Genomic DNA, 24,357 nt, shown 5'->3' with positions numbered 1-24,357 from the left:
CTTGTATGAATAAGCTGCTCAAAGAACACATAGTGGTCGCTCAAAACGCATCTGGACGAAACATGAATGTGCCTTTGTATCGATTTGTTGGCAAACAGCCTGGACCAAAAGTGTATATCCAGAGTTCAATCCACGGTGCTGAGGTGCAAGGCAATGTAGTTATTTATCAACTTATTCAATGGCTAAAAAATTTACCAATATGTGGAGAGGTGTTGTTGGTGCCAAACTGTAACCCGGTTGGCACCAACATCAAGGCAGGTGAATATACCTTAGGGCGTTTTGACCCAGTTAATGGCACAAACTGGAATCGTGGTTATTATTATGATGACGCTTTTATTCGTGAATTTGCACATAGTATTGATGATGAGGAAGCTGTTCAGTCTATCAAATTTCGTTTTCGAAAAAAAATGAAACAACAATTACAATCTAGACTAGACGAAACATGGGGTATTGGTCTGGCCCAGCATCTTAATTTGAAACTGCAGCAACTAGCCTTTGATGCAGATTATGTTTTGGACTTGCATAATGGCCCCGTTTCCACACGACATATTTACGTTCCCGAATATGCTAAGGCTTCAGCTAGTTTATTCAATATTCCCCATGTGATATTTATGCCTAATGTGTTTTCAGGAGCCTTGGATGAAGCTACATTTTGTCCATGGTGGTTGCTGACAGATTTAGTCAGTAATCAACGTCAACAACCAGTTGATTTTGCAGTTGAGGCTTTTACGTTAGAGATGGGTAGCCAAGAAGTCATTAATTTTCAAGAGGGTGAATATGATGCTAAAAGTATTCTGACTTACCTAACTGCAAAGGGATGTTTACCTGGCAGTTCAACTCTGCCGGAAAATATGACACGTAAGGCCGTCACACTAAATCACTACAAGACACTTTTTACTCAGCAAGGTGGCATAGTGGAATACATCGCCAAACCAGGTGATATTGTCAAAAAAGATGAAGTATTAGCTAGAGTGCTTAATGTTGATAATTTAGACTCAGATAGAGCAACAACAGACATATTAGCGCCTTGTGATTTGGTCGCAATTTTGCATTTCCCCTCAGCTTCTGTTCTAAGTGGCACCCAATTGTACAAGTGTTTTACTGAGTATTTTGAATTGTGAGTGACGTTGATGAAATCATGAATAGGTAACATTGTTTCGTTACCTAGTCATAAATCAGACCACGTTTCAACATGGTTAACTTCTTTTCTTACGGTGGTGACATTAAATATAAAGCCTCAAAAATGTTCTGTAACACTACAGTCAGCGTGTGGAAAAATATCGTTTTCGCTGCTGAGATGATAAAAGCTTATAAATCAGGTAATGAAGCTTGGTATTTTGGAATCTTGCGATTGTGAGTAGACAGGTATAAACCATCAATTCAACCTTGCCACCATAGGCTTGAAAGTTTACATGTAACGATACGTCCTTAATCGCTTATTCGTTTTGCAATTTTTTTTCTCTACCTGGACAAAAAGTGCCTAACACAGCTCCTTTTGCTGCGCCTGTCACACTGGGCACGCTGCCTTGAATATTGTTAACGTAAGCATAGGCAAGCCAAGCAAATGCCATGGCTTCAACTGCATCAGCTTCTACGCCTAATTCGTCTGTAGTGTATAGCTCACATTCATGTAGTGAAGATTCTAGCTCTTCCACTAAAAACTCATTTTGAACACCACCACCGCAGATATACACTTGTTCAACGTCTTTAAATTGTAGAACTTGCTTAGCAATCGTGTCGGTGGTCAACATTACTAATGTTGCCTGCACAACCTGTGGATCGATTTGACGAGCTATACAACTTAGATTTTTATCCAACCATGGTAAGTTAAATTGCTCACGTCCGGTACTTTTAGGTGCGGGCAATAAAAAATAGGGATGTTTGGACAATAGTTGTAACAATTCTGGATCTGCTGAACGTTGCGCAGCCCATTGTCCTTTTTCATCATAACTTTGACCTGTATGTCGCCTACACCAGGCATCTAACAAGGTATTACCAGGACCAGTATCAAATCCAATAATATCATCAGAGTCACATTTGGGTAGGTAAGTAATATTTGCTATTCCACCAATGTTCACTACAGCTATTGATTTTGTTGGGTCAGCAAATACTGCTTTGTGAAAAGCCGGTACTAAGGGTGCACCTTGGCCACCTAAGGCGATGTCTTTTCGCCTAAAGTCAGCGATGACATCAATACCTGTTAATATTGCTAAAGTATTAGGGTCGCCAATTTGTAAGCTAAAGCTTAACTCCCCAAGAGGTATATGCCGAATAGTTTGCCCATGCGATCCAATAGCTGTGATTTGGTCAGGACGAATATAGTTGTCCTTAAGTAACTGTAGCGACGCCTCAGCAAATATCTTAGCTATAGCTCTATCTGCATGGCCCATCAGTTCTATTTCATTTTCGCTAGGTGCGCATAGTCGATGTAATTCATCACACAAATTAGATGGAAAAGGGAAGGTTCGACAATCTAGTAACCTCGGATGAGAGCCAGAAAAGTCAACCAATGCCACATCGACTCCATCGATACTGGTCCCAGACATCAATCCTAAATATAGTTGTGGCATAAAAGCCCCTAATTCATTGCCAACATAATACGCTTGTTATTATTTAACTGCTGTAATCTAACTGTGGCGATATCAATAAACTTAGTCTTCTCTTTTTTGGCGATAGACTCAGCTTTTGGCAAGTTGACCGTGCGTGGGTTGCGATGCACTCCATCGACTAAAAATTCATAATGCAAATGTGGTCCTGATGCTAAACCTGTCGATCCTACCGTGCCTATCAGTTGTCCTTGTTTAACTGTCTGACCTCTTTTTACTTTGCGTTTAGTAAAATGAAGGTATTTAGTCACATACTTTTCACCGTGTTGAATAAATACATGGTGACCATTGTATTTGTCATAGGCTGATTTAATCACCCTACCATCACCTGCAGCAATGACTGGTGTGCCCCTGTCAGCTGCGTAGTCTACTCCTCTGTGTGCTTTCCAGCGTTTTTGGACGGGGTGGAAGCGATTTTTCTTGAAGCTAGAGCTTATGTATCTAAAGTTAACCGGCGCACGCAAGAAGCTTTTGCGCATACTGCGACCTTCAGGTGTATAAAAGTTTCCATCATTATAACGTATGGCCGTATACGCTTCACCTTGGTTGACAAACTGCGCAGCGACTATGTCTGCATTTTCAATAAATTCACCATTGATATAATGTTCTTCAAACATCACATAAAAGCTATCACCAGCCCTAAGACCTAAGGCAAAATCAATATCCCAACCAAAAATACCCGCTACTTGCATGATTTGGTTATCGGTTAAATTTGCCTTCAGGCCCGCATTCCAAAAACTGTTGGTCACTTCGCCTTGGGTGTAATTTAAGCGAGTATCAACTTCGAGAGTTTCAATTTTGCTGGTGAACGTATTATGCTCATCTTTACTGATAATTAATGTATCCGTGCTTGAGAACGGATATTGTAGTGTGATTATTTGACCCTGTGGGTCTATTTGTAATTCTAATACCTCACCAGGCATTATTTTAAGCAGTTTTTTGGCTAGTTCACCTGCTTTGCTGACACGATATGTTTGCTGAGGTGACAAACCATTGCGTTTGAATATCATGGCTAAATTATCGCCCTTCTTGACAACAACTGAGTTAACTTCATTTATTTCTTTAAGACCGGAATCCTTTTGAACAGGAAACGTATCAAAGTTAATTTCTAGATCATAACGTTTCCCTATCTCTAAAGTAGAACCCAAGTTTTTGAACGCACTGACAGGTTCAGATGGGAAAAGAAACAAAATAAATAAAAAACCAGCAACCCCAGATATAAGCCATCTATGTGGTTTAGGTAGGTTTTTGAAAGACTTTTTAATCACAAATACAACACAAGATAGAAAACGTATGCAGAGAATATATGGATTACAGATGATTTTCCAGCTACTGCTGGTTTTTTGAACAGATTTTCTGTGTGTGTAATCATTTTTAGTTAACGTAAAAAATGTCATAGCCCTTTCATTGCTGGGGCTTGGCAAGTAAAATAAAGATAGTAGAATAAAAAGCATATTTTTAACAAGGCTATAAAAATGACGGATTGGCAAAGTGCGATGGCTGAAATTCAGCGCGGAGCAGAAGAAATATTATTAGAAGATGAACTGATTGCCAAACTAAAAGAAGGTAAACCATTAAAAATCAAAGCTGGTTTCGATCCTACCGCACCAGATCTACATTTAGGTCATACTGTTTTAATTAACAAACTGCGCACTTTCCAGCAGTTAGGTCATGAGGTCATTTTTCTGATTGGTGATTTCACTGGCATGATCGGCGATCCTACGGGCAAAAACATTACTCGAAAGCCATTAACAAAAGAAGACGTATTGACCAACGCTGAAACTTACAAGGAGCAAGTATTCAAAATCCTCGACCCAGTAAAAACGACTATTCGATTTAACTCCCAGTGGATGGATAAATTGGGTGCTGCAGGTATGATAAAACTTGCTTCTAATCAGACAGTTGCGCGTATGTTAGAAAGAGATGACTTTAAAAAACGTTATACCACTGGACAACCTATAGCGATCCATGAATTTCTCTATCCTCTTGTGCAAGGTTGGGACTCCGTTGCGTTACAAGCGGATGTTGAATTAGGTGGAACGGATCAACGGTTTAATCTTTTGATGGGTAGAGAATTACAAAAGTCTGAAGGTCAAAGGCAACAAACAGTATTGATGATGCCTTTGCTTGAAGGGTTAGATGGTGTGCAAAAGATGTCTAAATCCTTGGGTAATTATATCGCAATTACTGATGTACCCAATGATATGTTTGGTAAAATAATGTCTATATCAGATGATTTAATGTGGCGCTATTACGACTTATTGAGCTTTACTCCTAAAAATGAAATCGAAGTCATTAAACAAAATGTTGAAGCAGGGGCTAACCCGCGAGATACAAAAATTGAGTTAGCAAAAGAGTTGATCGCGCGTTTTCACAGTAAAGAAGATGCAGATTCGGCACACCAAGATTTTATTCAACGCTTTCAGAAAAATGCCATCCCTGATGAAATGTCAGAGTTTGAATTTTCACTACCAATCGAAGGCCTAATGATCGCGAATGTATTGAAAGACACAAGATTAGTCAATTCAACCTCTGATGCAATGCGCATGATTAAGCAAGGCGCAGTGAAGATTGATGGTGAAAAAGTTGATAACATTAAACATCAGTTTGACCGACCTCTTCAGGCCGTTTTGCAAGTTGGCAAACGAAAATTTGCCCGTATAAATTTCAAATAAAAAATCAGGTAGACCCGTTTCATTGAGAGTAGGCCTACCTAAATATATTCCGATTCATGTTATTTTGCATTTATCGTTCAGTGTTGGTTTTACCCAAAGAACGTTTCTTGGTTGGTAAATTCAAGTTACTTAAATACATATCCAGTGCTTCGACAGAAATGTGTATTTCTCTCACCGATAGCCATAATGAGTAAAGCAGTAGCACAAGACTAGAGGCGAATATTGAACTTCCTATTGTTTGATATTCAGCATAAATTGCTAGCATAGATAATACACATAAGAAAAAACTGCCCATACCAGCACCTTGCATATTTTTGATTAACTGAATACGTGAGCGTAGATTTTGAATTTGTTCCTGGTCATTTTCGTTATTATCACTTAAATCAAAATTTCTTATAATGCTAGCAAGGGCTAAAAAGCGGTTGGTATAGGCAAGCAAAAGTAAAGATATTGCCGGAAATAACATGGCTGGAGTGGTTAAAGTAATATTCATAACAAATTTTACCTTCCACCTAATAATTTAAACAATAACTCTGTTTCGTTATTTTTCAATAGATAGCCCCGCTTTTAACCAGCCTTGCATATCACCTTCTAGATGTCGTAGATTTTGGTAGCCATCCTCCTCTAACGCTTCGGCGGCTTTACCTGCTCGGTAACCAGAACGACAATAAAGCACTATTATTTTTTCCTTCGAGAAAGTCAAAACAGTAGGATCACCAATAATCTTACTCAAAGGTACATTTATCGCATTCGGTACATGCCCTTGTTGGAATTCTTCAGGTGTGCGTACATCTATTATCGCTACGTTGTTTGAGTCTGCCACAAGTAGTTCTTGTTGGCCGATATTACTGACATTGGCAGAATAAGCTGTAAAACTTAGTAAGCCCAATACCCAAAAGGTGACGCGGTTAAACATAAGATATTCTCTGTCTAGTTAAGTAAATGTTGATAATAAATAGTACGTTGCACAGTGTAAAGGGGATTAGCAATTGCCAAGTCAATTACCTAGTCACTAAAAATGAAAGCGTACAGCCCATAAAATACAGCGTTAACCATACCCATGTTGCACGATTTGTTGCCGCTATAGCTCTGATATTATCTGATAGGATGACTGGCCTGTTTCCACCACATTTACTGGAGAGAACTTTTCGCTGCTCATAATAAGCTGGTCCGCCGAGCTCGATACCAAAACTTGCCCCACACAAATTTAAGATAAACAAATGATTACATTGATAACTAATACGCTGAAATAACGCTTTTGTGCCTTGGTTAATGTTGACAACTAACACAATACTCAAACAGGCTAACTTGCTTGGTAACCACTGTAATATATTAACAACGTGCCTTACAGGCCGTCCAAAATGTCTAAACTTAGGTAACTTATTATTCCAACATAAAGATAATTCGTAGATTAAGCGATAGGTTAGGGCACCCATACCTCCCGATATAAAGTACCAGAAAATCACCGCACAATACTGGTAGCTATATCGTAACAATATTGACTCAATATTGGCCTTGACCATACCTAAGGAGGACATCTTCTGTGTTTCCCTTAACACTATTTGTGATAGTGCATGTCTCGCTAACATTTTTTTTTGTTTGGATAATGCAGCAGTGACTCTGCGTGTTTGTTTAGTAATGTCTTTGAATCTCAAAGCAACAAGCAACATTAAGGCTTCAAAAAAAATAGGGTATTCAGAGAAGTATTTAATAACTATTAATATACTACAAAAAGGTAGAAGCAAAACGATACAAGCTAATGCGCCTGACATTTTTTGTTGCCTTTTAGAATTTCGTTCTGCAAAAAGTACTTTAGCCTGCATTCCTTTTGCCAATATTTTTATAAAAGTGATGGGGTGGAACTTGTCAGGCCAAGGTAAGTAATGTTCAATCAATACAACCAATAACAATACCCAAAATGGCAAAAAATGCTCGCTCAGCAGGGTATTGATAAGACCATGCACTAGGCTAATCTTGCAATAGTTTGCATGACAAGGTTGGCTGAATTTTTAGCTGCTTGATCGAGGTAAGCTTCAAAAGAAACTGTCGAAGTTTTGCCAGCAATGTCAGACAAAGAGCGGATCACCAAAAAGGGGGTACCTAATAAATAGCAGCTCTGAGCAATAGCCACACCTTCCATCTCTACTGCGCAAGCAGAAGGGAAGTTTTTCTTAATAACCGCTGCAGCTTCATCGCTTCCGACAAAGGAATCTCCTGTACAAATAAGCCCTTGTTGTACCTGTACGTTTTGTAAATTAGCAGCAGCTTGAGAGGCGTGCTTAAGTAAATTTTTGTCGGATTCAAAATATGCCGGCATACCTGCAGTTTGACCAAGTTCGTAGCCAAAGTGAGTTAAGTCTGCATCGTGATGGCGTAACTCCGTCGCTATTACGATGTCGCCAATGTTGAGATGACTCGAAAAACCGCCAGCTGAGCCAGTGTTTATGACAAAATCTGGAGCGAAATGATGAACTACAACACTAGTCGATACGGATGCTGCCACTTTACCTATTCCGCATTTGACCAAAGCCACTTCTGCTTCACCCAGTTTGCCAATGTATACCGTAAGGTGATTAAAATGTCGTTCTTGGCAATTTTCTAAAGATGCACGAATAAGAGTTATTTCTTGATCCATCGCACCTAAAATAGCTATTTTCATATTGTCTTCTTTATTTGAAATTAGTTGATGAGATTGTTACCTAAGTCTATTACGTCTGCTTAGTTTATAAAACAACTCAAAAGTTTGAAAAGCTTATTATAAACACAACGTATTCTTTAAGTGACAGGTAATGCATGAGAAGCGCGACTATCTTACTTGTAATTATCATATCTATTAGTTGTCAGGCCCTTCGTATTGTGTCGAGTGAACTAACAATATTTTGTTATGTTCAAACATTTGAAAATTTGAAAAGGTTTTGTAGAAAGTAAAAATATCTTTAAATCAGGATGAAACTAAAACTCTTACTAAAAAAGTGTTATTAAGAGTTTTTAAACCGAGAGAATAAATTTAAAGACTGGTTTGGCATATTTTTCTTTTTAAAATTAAATTTCAATGTATTTTGCGCCAGCAAATACCGTTGCCAATCAAAATTTTAGAATAAAATGACAAACTGTTCGCCAATGTTAATTACTATCCACGCATTACCAAAGCAACTTGGGTTTACTGGATAATTTCAATATATAGATTCTTGAGTACTAGTTAATAAGAAAAAGGCAAGGTGCTTAATTGGGTATATTAATTAAAAGACTCTGTTTCGCTACATTCGGGAAAACATACGATACTCGTCTCAAAATTTTGAGGCCTATTTTGATGCATAATCCACTCGTCAGGACTTATTCAGAACACGACACAAACTCAATTATGTGGTTGCCATTTTGTCATGGTAGTGGCGCTGCTGCGCTTTTAAAACCCACTGCGTAAAAACGTTTGTATCGATGTACGAACATCACGGAAAAGCCAACGTTGTCAAAGGTAGGTTATTTGTAGACGTCTAAACAATCATTTTTTATATATCGATTTGGACGAGATAATGTTTAAAAAATGATGGCGGCTAATAGACCAAGAAGAATTCCAGTGCGCTTCAAAGTTAAATAAAAAGTCATTCCGAGGCGTTCTTTGGGTTAGATAAAACCCATTTCGAATTAGACAACTTTTAACAAAGAGATCACTACTTGAAGCTTGTTCAAAAGAGGTCAATAACTAAAATGGAAAATTTGATTTAACACCATTTTATGATGAACCAATTAGCAGTTATGCCTAATGACAGCTATGTTTATAGTACTTAGATTCTGCTGGGAGTATTCATCATGCAACCGCTTTCATTTATTCAGAATGTTTTCATTTCGATTATTGCTGGTTCATTTTTAATGGCATGCCAGTCTTCAATAATCAAAATCCCTCCTTCTGAGCATTTGTTATACGACCAAGGTTTTACAGGTTTTTCAGAAGTCAGCATCCAGTCAGAAAAACAAATTTTTTATTTAGATGATACCGCCAAGGCATTCGTAGCCTCTACTCTTGAGCCAATGAATAATAAAAATGCTCAAATGGAAGCATTAGTTAAAGCTATATTTGACCGCTCTAAATTAAATTTACTTTATCAAGGCGATGCAAATACCAATGCAAATGATACCTTTCATTTTCAGGCTGCGAACTGCTTATCACTGTCTATCATGACCTATGCGTTAGCGAGCGAAGCAGGGTTCAACGCCTACTTTCAAGAGATAATGATCCCTGAATATTGGACCAGACGTGCAGGTTTTAGTCTGCTAAACGGACATATTAATATTAAAATTTTGGCTCCAAGACAAGTTGATGTTTTTGTAATTAATAACCGCAGTTACCAGGTTGATTTTGATCCTCAACCTTTAAGATATGGGTTCCCCAAAAAAGTGGTCACTAAACAAGCCGTTTTATCTATGTTTTACAACAACAAGGGAGCTGATGCTTTTTTAAAAAAAGACTTTGTGACGGCTTATGCTTATTTTCGAGAAGCCTTGATCGTAAAACCTAACTTTGATTCTGCATGGGTCAATCTTGGTATTCTTTTCAGACTAAGTGAGTATTTTCCACAAGCTGAAAAAGCTTATCAACACGCACTTGTTATAAATCCTGATAGTTTGACTGCACTTGAAAATTTAGCTTATTTGTATACGTTTACTGGGCGTATTGAAGAAGCTGAAAAGATTTTGGCAAAAGTGTACGCTCAACGAAATAATAATCCTTATTATCATGTCAATTTGGGTGAGCAAGAAATGGAACAAAAACGTTGGGACCAAGCCCTTACTCATTTTCGTAGGGCTCTAGCATTAGACAAAGGAAAACATGAGGTCTACTTTGGGCTTGCTCGCGCTTATTATGAAATCGGCGAGTTGCAGCAAAGTGAACGTTATTTTAAACAGGCAAAAAATAAAGCCAGCAATAAACACGATGCAGACAAATACCAAAGCAAACTAGAATTTCTTAGCAATTTGTAGGTGTTTTTTTGATATTATCGTCCACAAATGTTTACAAAAAACAAAGGCAAGTGTCGGTAATAATAACCAGAGTCTTAATATTTTCACTTTTCAAACCGCCTGAATATTATTACAGGCGGCCACACGTCTAAAGATTTCAGATCAGGCGACACCTAACTCTTCAAGTCGCTCTTTCAGGTAACTCTTAGCTGTATATCTTTCAGACAACACAACTTCTGGATTAGGATGCAAAAACAGAGGCAAGGAAACCCGCGCTTTTTTGAGATCGCTTCCCTGCGGATTAACAACCCTGTGGGTAGTTGATGGAAAATACCCGCCTGATGCTTCTTGAAGCATATCGCCAATATTAACGATTAAGTTACCAAAATCACAGGGCACATCTATCCATGAATCACCGGTACCTTTTACCTGTAAACCTGGTTCATTGGACGATGGTAATAATGTGAGCAAGTTAATATCTTCATGGGCCGCTGCACGAATTGCATCCGGCTCTTCAGAACCATCTAGAGGCGGATAATGCAAAATACGGAGCATTGTCTGTTTACTATCAGTCACCATGCTTGATAGAGATTGAGTGTATTTTGCTGACACTTGTGCGGGTGAATACTTCTCAACCCATGCGAGCAGCTCTGAAGCCAATGAATTGGTATCTCGGTAATAATCTGCTATTTCTTGTTTTAACGTCTCTGGGCAGCGCCCCCAAGGATAAAAGTGAAAATATTCTTTAATATCCTTCTTTTTAAAGCCTTTCGCTGTCTCTGATATTTCGGTGGAAAAAAATCCATCATGTGTATCTTTATTGAAGATGAATTGATTTTTTTCTTCGCTATTAAAAAAAGCTTGCCAGCGGTCATAAATACTACTGACCCTATCTTGACTAATGGGGTGATTTTTCAATACACCAAATCCAGTTTTGTGTAAAGATTCTACAAAAAGTTTATCTGCATTAGGTGCCTTGTAATCTACTGCTACTAATTCCATCATCATTTTCTCCCTACTTATCTTTCTGTTTAAAGGCTGAGGTAGAACCCTGCTAAAGCTGCACTCATTAAATTGGCTAATGTAGCCGCTAATACTGTTTTTAAACCCAATTGAGCAATTTCTTTACGCCTAGTGGGTGCCATAGCACCTATTCCACCCATTAATATGGCAATAGACGAAAAGTTTGCAAATCCACAAAGGGCAAATATGACGATTGCTTGTGTTTGCGGTGATAATTCACTTTGATATTTTAAGAAGTCTAAATATGCGACAAACTCGTTAACCACTATTTTTTGACCGAGAAAACTACCAGCAACATTGGCTTCACTCCATGGCACTCCTAAGGTCCAAGCAATCGGCTGAAATACGTAGCCTAATATTACTTCAAAACTTAAATTTTCTGCTCCGAACAAGCCGCCACCCCAGCCAATGATTCCATTCAGTAGAGCGATTAAACCAATAAATGCTAATAACATTGCGCCAACATTTAATGCCAAGTGCAAACCATTAGCTGCACCAGTTGCCGCGGCATCAAAAATATTGGCGTACTGATTGTCTAGCTGTTCCTGCTCAGTTAATTCATTTTTTGCTTCTTCTGTTTCAGGGATAATAATTTTAGCCATCAATAAACCACCTGGTGCCGCCATAAAACTCGCTGCCAGTAAGTATTCTATTTCAACTCCCATGCTTGCATACCCAGCCATAACTGAGCCTGCAATAGAGGCTAAACCACCCACCATGACAGCAAAAAGTTCAGAACGAGTAAGATTAGGAATATAGGGTTTAATAACCAATGGCGCTTCAGTCTGGCCAACAAAAATATTTGCAGCAGCAGACATTGATTCTGGTCGACTAGTTTTTAAGAAAAACTGCAAGAAACCGCCTATTACACGAATAATCACATTCATTATTTTCAGGTGATACAGAACTGTAATCAGCGAAGAGAAAAATACAATCACCGGCAACACATTAAAAGCGAAGATAAAACCCATCGATTTGTTACCTAACGGACCAAAAATGAAGGTAATACCATCCTGGCTATAGCTAATAATATTTTCGACATAACCGGTTAACGCTAACAAAAATTGTATTCCTGGGGGGAAATACAATACCAATGCACCTACTAATGCCTGAATAGCAAACGCACCACCTACAGTACGCCAGTTAATCGACTTTTTGTGAGACGAAAACGTAAATGCGATAACTAGCATTAGAGCTACGCCTATTAGACTAACCATATGATTTCCTTTTTTATTTTTATTAGTTATCTATAAGATTCTGCTGATTTACAGCAGGCTTTGCTGAATGTGAGATTTTATTACATCAAGTGCAATCCGGTTTTTACCGCCTTGCGTGACAATTACATCAGCAGTAAAGCGGCTAGGAGAAATGAACTGGTGATACATAGGTTTAACAGTTGACTCATATTGTTTGGCTACAGACTCTAAGGTACGACCTCTTTCAGCAATATCTCTTTTCATACGACGAAGTAAACAAATATCTAGGGGTGTATCAACAAATATTTTTATATCAAATAAGGGTTGTAGAGCATCATTAGCCAACAACATAATGCCCTCAATAATAATTACGGGTGCTGAAATTAATGTTTCTGTCTTTTCAAGGCGAGTATGTGTTTTATAACAATACTGAGGGTACTCAATAGACTTCCAGCTTTTCAACGCTTTCAAATGTTCGACTAATAACTCATGTTCAAATGCTTTTGGGTGGTCATAATTATTTTTTTCTCGTTCAACCATTGGTAGATGGTCTTGAGAACGATAATAATGATCTTCTCGTAGAATCTGAACGGGTTTGCCTTCTTCAGAGAACTCTTTTAATAAATTCTCAGTAAACAAAGACTTACCAGAACCAGATGCGCCTGAAATGGCAATAACTAAAGGGGTAGACATACCAAACCGTTTTATCAAGAAATTAATTGGTAGGAAAGATACCAGCGAACTTGCTAAAAGTCAGTTCACAATGTAGATTTTTATACCTGACTCATTGGTCAGGTTTGTTGCCTTTTTGTTAAAACATGCCGATAAGTTGTATGTTTTGGCTTCATAAGTAAGACAGTTTGATGAAATTACGGCATAACTACTATGCCTGCAATAAAAGTGTCATAATTATTCTGTTAAACTTGCAGCTAACGGAAAGAGAAGTCGAATTGAATCGATCAACCAAGCCATCGGCATTGCCTTTTGGCATTCTGTACATACAATAGTTCTGATCATACTTTCAGAACATATAAAACTTAGGAAACACATAATGTTTAAAACAAAAAAACTCAATCGCATAGCGATTGCAGTCGCTATGTCGGTAGGACTATCGTCTGCGGTAATGGCGCAATCAACTACTTCCTCTATCCGCGGTAATGTTGCAACTGAAACAGGAACTATTTTTTCTGGAGCGATTGTAACTATTACACATACACCATCCGGGACTGTGTCAACTGCGACAACAAATGCAAATGGTGTATTTTCTGCACGCGGCCTGCGTGTTGGTGGTCCTTACTCAGTTAAGATCAGTGGCGGCGAGTTCGCTCCTGTGCAATATGATGACCTTTATCTATCGCTCGACCAAGCGTTCGCTCTTCCTGTTACCGTTCAGGCGACAAGCAATACGGAAGTGATCCAAATAACGGGCAGTGCAAGTGCAGTGGCTGGTTTCTCGAATGACGGGCTAAGCACTAACCTTGGGCTCGAAGCACTAGGTGAAGTGACTTCGATTGATCGCGATATCACAGACGCAGCTCAGCTTAATCCGTTTGCTTCAGTAAACGTTTCGAGTGATGGAGATAAGTCATTAACTATCGCGGGTGCAAACAGTCGCTTTAACTCGTTAACGGTAGACGGTGTTGCTTTAAACGACCGTTTTGGTCTAAATGCAAATGGTTACCCAACGCAGGGTTCCCCGATCTCTTTTGATGCTATCGAATCTCTTTCAGTTCAGACCGCGCCTTTTGATGTTGAATATAACGGCTTCACTGGCGGTACTATTAATGCCGTTACTAAATCTGGTACCAACGAATTCAAAGGGTCAATTGGCTACTATAATACAAGCGACTCTTTGAGTGGCGATAAAAACGGTGACGACGACTTCAATCTTACTTTTGAAGAAGATACTTTTGTTGGAACACTTGGTGGTCCATTAATAAAAGATAAGCTTTTCTTCTTCATTGCTTACGACAAGTTTGAGGAAGTTGCTCCTCTTGACGATGGTCCAGTAGGTTCAGGTGCTCTTAACGAAGAACCAGGTATTACACTTGATGATGTGGCTCAAGTTGGTCAGATTGTTTCGGACCTTTGGGGCTTCGACATTGGTGGTTTTAACATAGGCCCTGCCGAAGATGAAAAAATCCTTGCCAACATAGACTGGAACATTAGTAAAGACCACCGTGCAAAATTCACGTACCTCAGGACGGAAGGAAACGCCATTAATGAGCAAAACGGTAATAATTTTTTAGCGTCAGACAATGTTCTCGGTGCATCTTCTACTTGGTATGATCGCTCAGAAAAAGTAGAGAGTTTTATCGGTCACGTATTTTCTGACTGGACAGAAAACTTTTCGACCCAAATTAAGATTGCAAGTACTACACAAGCTACAGGTCAGGACTCTTTGAATGGTGCTGAATTCCCTAATTTTGCGGTATTTTTGCGTGAACTTGATGGTGATGAAAACTATCTTTCGATCGGTCCAGACCGTTTCCGTCATGGTAATTCACTCGACCAAGAGTTCTTACAGTACAAATTTTTGGCTACATACGCAGTCGGCGACCATATAATCAAAGGCGGTTTCGAGAGAGAAGAAGTTGATATAGATAACTTGTTTGCTCAAAATTCGGAAGGCTCTTACCTTTTTGACAGTATTGCTGATCTGGCTAACGCCACTGCTTCTGGACTATTGTATGATAATGCTGTCTCTAACAATGAAAACGATCTACGTGCTATTTGGGGTTATAATTCAAACTCTCTTTATATACAGGATTCGTGGGATGTCAATTCAGACCTGAGCATTGATGCGGGTATCCGTTATGATTGGTACGAGTCTGAAGGTTCAATCCGCGACAATCAAAACTTTAACGACCGTTATGGTTATTCCAACACAACAGATATAGATGGTTTGGATGTGTTTCTTCCACGAATTTCTTTCAAATGGTTTGCTACAGATGACCTGACTGTCCGTGGTGGAATTGGTCGTTTTTCTGGTGGCTCACCCGGAGTTTGGCTTTCAAATAGCTATTCTAACGATGGTGTGATTTCTGACGGCTCTAACGCTTTTGGAACTATTTTAGTACCCACTTCTCCTGACGCGGCAACGGGTCAGTACATTCCGCAAGATGTGCTTGCATCACTAGCAAACGAAGCGCCAGATGGTGGGGTTAATGCACTGAATCCATCGTTCGAAATTCCAACCACAATGAAAATCAGTCTTGGCGCAGCTTACTATGCCGACCTTCCGGTTGTGGGTGAAGGTTGGTTATTATCTGCAGATTTCCTCTACAACAAGCTAGATAATGCAACTTATTGGTATGACCAACGTTGTGAAAATCCAGTAGCGACATCACCAGATGGACGTGGTGTCTATGACTGTAGCGATGGACCTGAAGCCCTCATTGTTGGCTCATTTAACGGCGGTGGTGATAGTAAGTTATATGCGCTATCAGCAACTAACGATTGGGATACTGATTACGGTTCGTTCGACATGTTCTCTAGCTATACTTATTCAGATGTTGAAGATATCGGTTACGGCACATCGTCAACAGCGACATCTAACTACTCTGATTTTGCTGCATATGATCGCCAGTCCCCACGTGAGGGTACGTCAAGTTTCCAAACTGAGCACCTGTTTAAGATCCGCGCTAATTGGAAAAAAGAGTTCATCGCTGGTTACGAAACCAAGGTATCAATGTTCATGACGCGTCGTACTGGTCAACCTTACAGCTATACTTTCAGTGAAAACAATGCCTGTGTGCTTGATATAGGTGGCGGTAAATGTGCACGTGAAAGCCGTAATGATGACGCCGGTCACTTACTTTACGTTCCAAGTGGACCGAATGATCCGATTTTTGCTTCGACTTCATTCGAGGGTGATGCTGCTGCGCAACAAGCGTTCTTTGATTACATTAATAGTTCAGAGCTAGCACAGTATGCGGGTGGCATCGCTCCACGTAACAATGATAACTCTGCTTGGTCAACTATTGTGGATATTCGTATCCAGCAAGAGCTCCCAGCCTTTAATAAAGAGCACACCTTTAATTTGTTCTTTGATATTGAGAACTTTGGTAACCTTCTGAACTCTGACTGGGGTCGTGTTGAGGTTACTGAATATGAATACGAGCGCGATGTTGTTTCGGCTAAGATCGTCGACGGACAATACGAGTATTTTGGATTGAACAGTATCAGAAGTATTGAGAACTTACGAGTACGTCAGCAGTCTGTTTGGCAGGTTCAACTTGGTTTGAAATACGAATTTTAATGATTATTTAATAAATAATTAGTCACTTTAAAAGCCGATCTTTATGATCGGCTTTTTTTTGCAATTCCCAAAAGGTTAACGATGCATAAATTTATTATCTTTATGTTAACGGTGTTCAGCATGTCGTCAAATAGCCAAAGTATTCGAATTGCCACGTTTAATGCCAGTATGGAAGCTACAAATTATGTTGAACAGGAGCAGACGCCAGCAGGTGATGAGTTGCAAAGCAACTTACGCGGCGGTGAACATAAACAAATTAAAAATATTGCTGACATTATTCAGAGAACAAGACCTGATATTGTTTTGTTAAATGAATTTGATTATTCAAAACAATCAGCAACAGATGTACAAAAATTTATAAAGCACTACCTAACACTCTCTCAGGCTAATAATAAACCTATTGATTATCCCTATTTCTATAGTGCGCCGGTCAATACAGGTGTTGATTCTGGATTGGATCTAGATAAAGACGGTATTGCTTCTGGCACTAAAGGCGATGCCTTTGGCTTCGGCTTATTCCCAGGCCACTATGGCATGTTGGTACTGAGCAAATATCCGATTCAATTCGACCAAATCCGTACGTTTCAACATTTCCTGTGGAAAGATATGCCAGATAATTTAATGGCAACTATCAAGGACGAAAACGGCAAGCCATATTACAGCCAACAAGCTCAGCAGATACTACGTTTGTCTTCTAAGTCTCATTGGGACATTCCAATCAAAATTGGTAATCAAACCATTCATTTACTCGCCAGTCACCCCACACCTCCCGTATTTGATGGTCCAGAAAATCGTAATGGTAAACGTAATCACGATGAGATACGTTTTTGGACTGATTACCTATCTGGCAGTGAACAATCGGCTTATATTTACGATGACAATCAAAAACGAGGTGGTTTTAAAGGTGAACACTTTGTTATCGCTGGGGATTTAAATGCCTCGCCAGATGAAGGTGACGGCATTAAGGGAGGTATAAAAGGGCTACTTGAGCATTCGCTAGTCAATGACTTAATTGTGCCACAAAGTGAAGGTGGCAGCGTTCATACGCCTGATAACCCATATTCGGCACAACATACTGCTGAATGGGCAATGCGAGCTGATTATGTTTTACCTTCAACTTCACTTAACGTGACGGGGAGTGGCGTATTTTGGCCTAAGCCAGATGATTTTTTGTTTCGTTTAATTAAAGACCGACAAAGTTCATCGGATCATCGATTAGTGTGGATAGATATTGCCGTTACTAAATAAAAAATTATACACCACAGAGTCAGGTTAGAGCACAAAGGGAAAACAAAAATATGATTAGTTTTTTAAATCATAAATCTTTTCTCTTTGAAGCGAAGCAGTCTTTGTCATCTGTGGTTTAAAATACTTTTACTTTTTTAGCCTAAGATCAAAAAAGGGGCACAAGCCCCTTTTTTCTATTTGCCTTATGTATCTAACCGCTTAGACACCTAGATAATCCAATATACCTTCAGCAGCACTGCGACCTTCGTCAATGGCAGTCACGACTAAATCAGAGCCTCGCACCATATCTCCTCCAGAGAATATTTTAGGGTTCGATGTTTGGAATGCGAACTTGCCATGTTTAGGGGCACGTACTCGGCCTATCTCATCTAATATAATGCCATAGTCACCAAACCAGCTTGCCGGACTTGGTTGGAAGCCAAAAGCAATAATCACTGCGTCAGCTTCAAGCACGTGTTCAGAGCCTTCTATCTTAACAGGGCGACGACGACCTTCTGCATCAGGTTGACCCATTTCAGTCTTAACCATCTTCACACCCATCGCTTTACCATTTTCATCAATGACAATACCGAGTGGCATAAGGTTAAACTTGAAGTTTACACCTTCTTCACGTGCGTTAACGACTTCACGGCGTGAGCCTGGCATGCTCTCCTCATCACGACGATAAGCACAGGTGACATCGGGCGCACCCTGGCGAAGGGCAGTTCTGACACAGTCCATAGTGGTATCACCACCGCCTAGAACCAATACTTTTTTGTTTTTCATATCAATAAAGTCAGTGGGTAGCTTTTCTAGACCTAGTTGGCGATTAACGTTAGCGATAAGATAAGGCAGAGCTTCATAAACACCCGGCGCTTTTTCGTTATCAAACCCACCTTGCATCGGTTTGTAAGTACCCATGCCAAGGAAAACGGCGTCGTAACCTTTTAATAAATCTTCGAAAGGTAGGTCTTTGCCTATTTCGGTATTTAAAACAAATTCCATTCCCATTTCAGAAAATATTTCATGGCGCAGTGCGATGACTTCTTTTTCTAGCTTAAAAGACGGAATTCCAAACGTTAATAAACCACCAATTTTTTCATACTTATCAAAAATAACAGGTTTTACACCGTTACGCACTAAGATATCTGCACAACCTAAACCAGCTGGGCCTGCGCCAATAATCGCGACTTTTTTGTTGGTTTTAACAACATTAGACATATCGGGACGCCAACCTTGTTTAAAGGCAGTGTCGGTAATGTATTTTTCAATGCTACCAATTGCAACAGCACCAAAATCATCATTTAGAGTACAAGCACCTTCACACAATCGGTCCTGCGGGCATACACGTCCACATACCTCTGGCAATGTATTGGTTCTACTCGATAATTCAGCCGCTTCAAAAATACGTCCTTCATTCGCTAGATCTAACCATTGTGGAATGTAGTTATGCACTGGGCATTTCCATTCACAATAAGGGTTACCACAATCAAGGCAACGATCAGCTTGACCCGCTACTTGGGTCGCACTCATTGGCTGATATATTTCAGCAAATTCTTCACGTCTGAGGATAGAGGGTTTTTTAGGTGGATCAATACGCTCTACATCAACAAATTGGTATACATTTTTAGACATGATACCTCCTTACTGTACTTGAACACGAAGTTCGGCAGTAGACCGACTTATGTGACCAAGTAAATTTTTAACGTCACTGGTTTTTGGCTTAACCAGTCTGAATTTAGGTAAATATGTGGCAAAGTTGCTTAATATTTTGTGAGCATGCTCACTACCTGTTGCTTCATAATGTTGATTGATTAGACCTCTTAAGTGCTCCATCAAAATCACTTTGTCCTCGATAGACATAAGCTCTACTAATTCATCGTTTACGCGTTGCTCGATATCATTTTGTTCATCCAAAATGTATGCAAAGCCGCCTGTCATACCTGCGCCGAAGTTTACACCCGTTCGCCCAAGCACTGCCACAATACCACCAGTCATGTATTCACAACCGTTATCGCCTATGCCTTCGACAACGGCTATGGCACCAGAGTTACGCACTGCAAAGCGCTCGCCAGCTAGGCCTGCAGCAAATAATTTACCACCAGTTGCGCCATATAAACAGGTGTTACCTGCTATCACACTTTCATTTGATTTAAAACTAACGCCTTTAGGTGGATAAATAACGAGTTTACCGTCAGCCATGCCTTTACCGACGTAATCGTTGGCGTCACCTATTAAGGTCATTTCTAAACCGCCAGCATTCCAGACACCAAAACTTTGCCCAGCGGTACCGGTAAAGTTCAATTTAATGGGGTCTTCACTCATGCCTTTATTACCGTGATGTTTGGCAATTAAACCAGAGATAATAGCGCCAACAGACCTGTCGGTATTACGAATAGGATAATTGAACACTCCACCAGTTTTGTTTATCACCGCGGTGGTTAAGTCTGATAACAGCAACTGATTCAAGTCGCCTTTATCCATTGGCGCATTAGCACCTTCACTACAAAAGAGTTTAGTGTGGTCGCCTGCTAACGGCTTAGCTAAAATAGGACTAAGGTCTAGCTTGTTCTGTTTTGCCGTTACGCCGTTTAATATTTTTAACAAATCAGTGCGTCCAATGAGGTCATCCAATTTACGTACACCCATTGAAGCCATAATTTCACGCACTTCTTGAGCAACAAACTTAAAGTAGTTCATTATCATATTAGGTAAGCCCGAAAAATAATTATCACGCAGGTTCTTATCTTGTGTGGCGATACCTGTCGCGCAGTTATTCAAGTGACAAATACGTAAATATTTACAACCTAAAGCAACCATCGGCCCAGTACCAAAACCGAAGCTCTCAGCGCCTAAAATAGCGCCTTTAACAACATCTAAACCGGTTTTCAAACCACCATCAGTTTGCACCCGCACCTTGTGGCGTAAACCATTACTTACTAAGGCTTGCTGAGTTTCTGCAAGACCTAGTTCCCAAGGACTTCCTGCGTACCTAATTGAAGATAATGGACTGGCACCTGTGCCGCCGTCGTTACCCGAAATAGTAATTAAGTCAGCATATGCTTTGGCAACACCACAAGCGATGGTACCTACTCCTGGTTCTGACACTAATTTTACTGAAATTAGCGCATCAGGGTTCACTTGTTTCAAGTCGAAAATTAGCTGGGCTAAATCTTCAATAGAGTAAATGTCATGATGCGGTGGTGGAGATATTAACGTGACTCCAGGCACCGAATGCCGCAGTTCAGCAATATATTTGTTGACCTTATCACCCGGTAATTGGCCGCCCTCACCAGGTTTAGCACCCTGAGCCACTTTTATCTGCAAGATTTTAGCATTGACCAAATAGTGTGGTGTTACCCCAAAACGACCTGATGCGATTTGTTTGATGTTTGAGTTACGTTCATTACCAAAACGCTTAGGATCTTCGCCACCTTCACCAGAGTTAGAATTACCACCTAAACGATTCATAGCGATAGCTAAAGACTCATGAGCTTCAGGACTTAAAGAACCAATTGACATAGCTGCCGTGTCAAAGCGTGGGTATAAGTTTTCTGCAGGTTCAACTTCATCGATCGATATCGCTTCTGAATCAGGCGATAAAGCCAATAAGTCACGTAAACAAGCAGTGGGTCTTTCATTTACTAAGGTGCTAAATTTTTGGTAATCTTGGTAATCACCACTTAATACTGACTTTTGTAAGGTTGTGACTACGTCAGGGTTGTAAGAGTGATATTCACCGCCGTGTACATATTTTAATAATCCACCGTGGTCGACGTTTTTACGTTTTAACCAAGCGACACGATTTAAATTAACTTGATCTTGTTGGAAATCTTCAAAATTAGCACCTTGAATACGGCTTGGCACGCCTTTAAAACAGATGTCCATTACCGATCTGTTGATACCCATAGCTTCAAATAATTTTGAGCTACGGTAACTGGCAACAGTTGAAATTCCCATTTTTGACATGATTTTGTACAGGCCCTTGTTTATCGCTTTACGATAATTAACAGTCGCTTGCATTGGGGTCATATCTAAATGTCCAGACTCACACATTTGTTCAATAATTTCGTATGCCAAGAATGGATATATTGCTGTAGCACCCAGACCAATCAATACTGCATAGTGATGCGAGTCTCTGACCGATGCTGTCTCTACTACTATATTTGCATCGCAACGTAAGCCTTTGTCTACCAGCCGCTTCTGCACTGCACCCACAGCCATGGCTGCTGGTATAGGTATGCGTGACGTTTTAATGGCTCGGTCTGATAAAATAACAAACGCAGCACGTTTGTGTGAGACTAAGTGTTCTACCTCATTACATATACGATTAATTGCTGCCTTAAGCCCTTCTTCTGGTGGAAAATTAAGATCGACTACTTCAGAATAATAATGTTCAGGATCGTAGTTACGTAACTGTTTAAGATCGGTATACACCATGATAGGTGAGTCAAACAGAACGCGATCAGCATACCCTGATGTTTCTGTGAACACAGACTTTTCGCGGCCAATACAAGTAGCCAGAGACATCACGTGATTTTCACGTAAAGAATCAATAGGCGGATTCGTTACCTGAGCAAATTGTTGCCTGAAATAATCGTAAATAGTGCGGCTTCTTCCAGAAAGAACCGCCATAGGCGTATCATCACCCATCGAACCTGTTGCTTCTTGACCATCTTTGGCTAAAACCTTGACAACTTGTTCAAGTTCTTCATAACTGTAATTAAACTGTTTTAAATAAGTATTCATCATATTATCATCAAACATGCGTTTGCCGATTTCAGGCGCATCACATTCTTCAATGGGTGTTAAACGCCGAATACTTTTATCCAACCACTCTTTGTATGGATGTCGACTTTTTAAATCATCATCTATTTCATTTGAGCGCCACAATTTCCCCGTCTCAGTATCTATGGCTAACATTTCGCCTGGTCCAACACGCCCTTTTTCAATGACATCTTCTTGTTTATAGTCCCAAATACCCACTTCTGAAGCTAAAGTAATCAATCCGTCTTTAGTTATGACATAACGTGCGGGACGAAGTCCGTTACGGTCAAGATTACACGCTGCATGGCGACCATTAGTCAATACTATTCCTGCTGGGCCATCCCAAGGTTCCATGTGCATGGAGTTGAACTCGTAAAAAGCCTTTAAATCTTCATCCATGGTTTTGTTGTTTTGATAAGCAGGTGGCACTAAAAGACGCATAGCACGGAATAAATCCATGCCGCCAGCTAAAAACAGCTCTAACATATTATCTAATGAGGAAGAGTCGGAGCCCACTTCATTTACAAAGGGTGCAGCATCAGCCAGATCGGGCAATAAAGGTGTCTTAAACTTACCCGTTCGTGCTTGTGCCCAATCGCGATTACCACGAATAGTATTTATTTCACCATTGTGCGCCAAATATCTAAATGGTTGAGCTAGCGACCAGCGTGGTAGTGTGTTAGTAGAGAAACGTTGGTGAAACACGCAGATAGCCGACTGCATATTTTCATCAGCTAAATCTAAATAGAATTTGGGTAAGTCACCGGCCATGACAAGGCCTTTATATATTGTGACTAAACTGGATAAGCTTGCGATATAAAAATCTTCGTCATTTGATAGGCGCTTTTCCGCTCGCCTGCGGGCCATAAATAACCGACGTTCTAAGTCTTGAGAGCGCCATCCTGATGGACCATTGACAAACACCTGTTCGATTTGCGGCACACAAGAAGACGCAAGGTCACCTAAGACAGATTCATCTGTTGGCACGACTCTCCAGCCAACAACGCCTAGGGTCTCTTTTTCTAGCTCTTCAGTAATGACTTGCTTAGCTAATTCGGCTAACGCTTGGTTCTGGTTAAGAAAAACCACACCTACACCATATTTTTTGCCTAACTTCCAATTTTGCTGTTCGGCTATTCCACGAAAAAATGCGTCCGGTTTTTGTAGAAGTAAACCACAACCATCACCGGTTTTGCCATCTGCAGCGATACCGCCACGATGTTGCATACGGTCGAGACCTTCAATTGCGGTACTAACCAATTTGTGACTTGGTTCACCTTTGGTGTGAGCAATTAAGCCAAAACCACAATTATCCTTTGAATCGTTAGGATGATATAAACTCATTTTAAAGACTCCTTCAACCATCGACTGGGCAGAGGTTGTATTTCGTTGTTGCTAATCATACATCTAACACGTGTATGAACGTTGGATGGCTTCATGCCTAGTGCTTATTTTTAAGTCGTAATTATTATTAGAAGCCCCGGTCGAGTATCGAATACTTATACTAAGCGGGTCGTACAAAATACCGAGGATTATTTTATAAATCAATTGTCTTGTATGGTGTATTTACAATTTTTCATTTTACAATATCTAATTAGGCTTAAAAAGTTTTTGTTTTCAATAAGATAACGTATTTTTATGGCTTA

Annotated in this window: 16 protein-coding genes; 5 read left to right on the top strand and 11 right to left on the bottom strand. The window is 39.9% G+C overall.

Annotated features, from left to right (window positions below):
* Positions 1-5: 5 nt before the first annotated feature.
* Positions 6-1,121: a succinylglutamate desuccinylase/aspartoacylase family protein gene (locus QZ562_RS01280; RefSeq protein WP_293755894.1), complete on the top strand. Its 1,116-nt coding sequence runs from the start codon at positions 6-8 to the stop codon at positions 1,119-1,121.
* Between the two features lie 315 nt (positions 1,122-1,436).
* Here QZ562_RS01280 and QZ562_RS01275 read toward each other — a convergent pair whose 3' ends face one another.
* Together QZ562_RS01275 and QZ562_RS01270 are read right to left on the bottom strand one after the other, a co-directional pair.
* The gene (locus tag QZ562_RS01275; protein WP_293755891.1) at positions 1,437-2,570 is read right to left on the bottom strand and encodes an anhydro-N-acetylmuramic acid kinase; all 1,134 of its coding nucleotides are present in this window, start codon (positions 2,568-2,570) and stop codon (positions 1,437-1,439) included.
* Between the two features lie 8 nt (positions 2,571-2,578).
* Positions 2,579-3,874 carry a peptidoglycan DD-metalloendopeptidase family protein gene (locus QZ562_RS01270; RefSeq protein WP_293755973.1) on the bottom strand — a complete coding sequence of 432 codons (1,296 nt, stop codon included), beginning with the start codon at positions 3,872-3,874 and terminating at the stop codon, positions 2,579-2,581.
* 207 nt (positions 3,875-4,081) lie between these two features.
* Between QZ562_RS01270 and tyrS the strand changes: the two genes are divergently transcribed.
* Positions 4,082-5,281 (top strand): tyrosine--tRNA ligase, encoded by a 1,200-nt coding sequence (tyrS, locus tag QZ562_RS01265; protein WP_293755888.1) that lies wholly within the window; start codon positions 4,082-4,084, stop codon positions 5,279-5,281.
* Positions 5,282-5,351: 70 nt separating this feature from the next.
* Here the strand turns inward: tyrS and QZ562_RS01260 are convergent, their stop codons facing one another.
* The 4 genes from QZ562_RS01260 to QZ562_RS01245 form a co-directional block, all read right to left on the bottom strand.
* Positions 5,352-5,774 carry a DUF2721 domain-containing protein gene (locus QZ562_RS01260; RefSeq protein ID WP_293755885.1) on the bottom strand — a complete coding sequence of 141 codons (423 nt, stop codon included), beginning with the start codon at positions 5,772-5,774 and terminating at the stop codon, positions 5,352-5,354.
* Between the two features lie 48 nt (positions 5,775-5,822).
* Entirely contained in the window at positions 5,823-6,197 is a 375-nt protein-coding gene (locus QZ562_RS01255) for a rhodanese-like domain-containing protein (RefSeq protein ID WP_293755882.1), read from the bottom strand.
* A gap of 85 nt (positions 6,198-6,282) precedes the next feature.
* Positions 6,283-7,206 (bottom strand): cobalamin biosynthesis protein, encoded by a 924-nt coding sequence (locus QZ562_RS01250; RefSeq protein ID WP_293755879.1) that lies wholly within the window; start codon positions 7,204-7,206, stop codon positions 6,283-6,285.
* 38 nt (positions 7,207-7,244) lie between these two features.
* Positions 7,245-7,940 (bottom strand): 5'-methylthioadenosine/adenosylhomocysteine nucleosidase, encoded by a 696-nt coding sequence (locus QZ562_RS01245; RefSeq protein WP_293755875.1) that lies wholly within the window; start codon positions 7,938-7,940, stop codon positions 7,245-7,247.
* Positions 7,941-9,088: 1,148 nt separating this feature from the next.
* Between QZ562_RS01245 and QZ562_RS01240 the strand changes: the two genes are divergently transcribed.
* The gene (locus tag QZ562_RS01240; RefSeq protein WP_293755872.1) at positions 9,089-10,258 is read left to right on the top strand and encodes a tetratricopeptide repeat protein; all 1,170 of its coding nucleotides are present in this window, start codon (positions 9,089-9,091) and stop codon (positions 10,256-10,258) included.
* Positions 10,259-10,399: 141 nt separating this feature from the next.
* Here QZ562_RS01240 and QZ562_RS01235 read toward each other — a convergent pair whose 3' ends face one another.
* From QZ562_RS01235 to udk, 3 genes are read right to left on the bottom strand one after another with little or no spacing between them, the layout of a single operon-like run.
* The gene (locus tag QZ562_RS01235) at positions 10,400-11,239 is read right to left on the bottom strand and encodes a 2OG-Fe(II) oxygenase family protein (RefSeq protein ID WP_293755970.1); all 840 of its coding nucleotides are present in this window, start codon (positions 11,237-11,239) and stop codon (positions 10,400-10,402) included.
* A 29-nt stretch (positions 11,240-11,268) separates the two neighbouring features.
* Positions 11,269-12,477, bottom strand: a complete 1,209-nt coding sequence (locus tag QZ562_RS01230) for a NupC/NupG family nucleoside CNT transporter (RefSeq protein WP_293755869.1) — start codon at positions 12,475-12,477, stop codon at positions 11,269-11,271.
* 48 nt (positions 12,478-12,525) lie between these two features.
* A complete protein-coding gene (gene udk, locus QZ562_RS01225; protein ID WP_293755866.1) occupies positions 12,526-13,149 on the bottom strand; it encodes a uridine kinase in 624 nt (207 codons plus the stop codon).
* Between the two features lie 358 nt (positions 13,150-13,507).
* Between udk and QZ562_RS01220 the strand changes: the two genes are divergently transcribed.
* Positions 13,508-16,717: a TonB-dependent receptor gene (locus QZ562_RS01220; RefSeq protein ID WP_293755863.1), complete on the top strand. Its 3,210-nt coding sequence runs from the start codon at positions 13,508-13,510 to the stop codon at positions 16,715-16,717.
* A gap of 120 nt (positions 16,718-16,837) precedes the next feature.
* Positions 16,838-17,965 (top strand): endonuclease/exonuclease/phosphatase family protein, encoded by a 1,128-nt coding sequence (locus QZ562_RS01215; RefSeq protein WP_293755860.1) that lies wholly within the window; start codon positions 16,838-16,840, stop codon positions 17,963-17,965.
* Positions 17,966-18,163: 198 nt separating this feature from the next.
* On the opposite strand, the gene QZ562_RS01210 is transcribed toward QZ562_RS01215, so the two are convergent.
* The gene (locus QZ562_RS01210; protein WP_293755857.1) at positions 18,164-19,579 is read right to left on the bottom strand and encodes an FAD-dependent oxidoreductase; all 1,416 of its coding nucleotides are present in this window, start codon (positions 19,577-19,579) and stop codon (positions 18,164-18,166) included.
* Positions 19,580-19,588: 9 nt separating this feature from the next.
* A complete protein-coding gene (gene gltB, locus QZ562_RS01205; RefSeq protein ID WP_293755854.1) occupies positions 19,589-24,055 on the bottom strand; it encodes a glutamate synthase large subunit in 4,467 nt (1,488 codons plus the stop codon).
* Positions 24,056-24,357 lie beyond the last annotated feature (302 nt).

The sequence above is a fragment of the uncultured Paraglaciecola sp. genome (genome assembly GCF_913058035.1).
Classification (GTDB): domain Bacteria; phylum Pseudomonadota; class Gammaproteobacteria; order Enterobacterales; family Alteromonadaceae; genus Paraglaciecola.
This window is presented reverse-complemented; position numbering and strand designations above follow the sequence as displayed.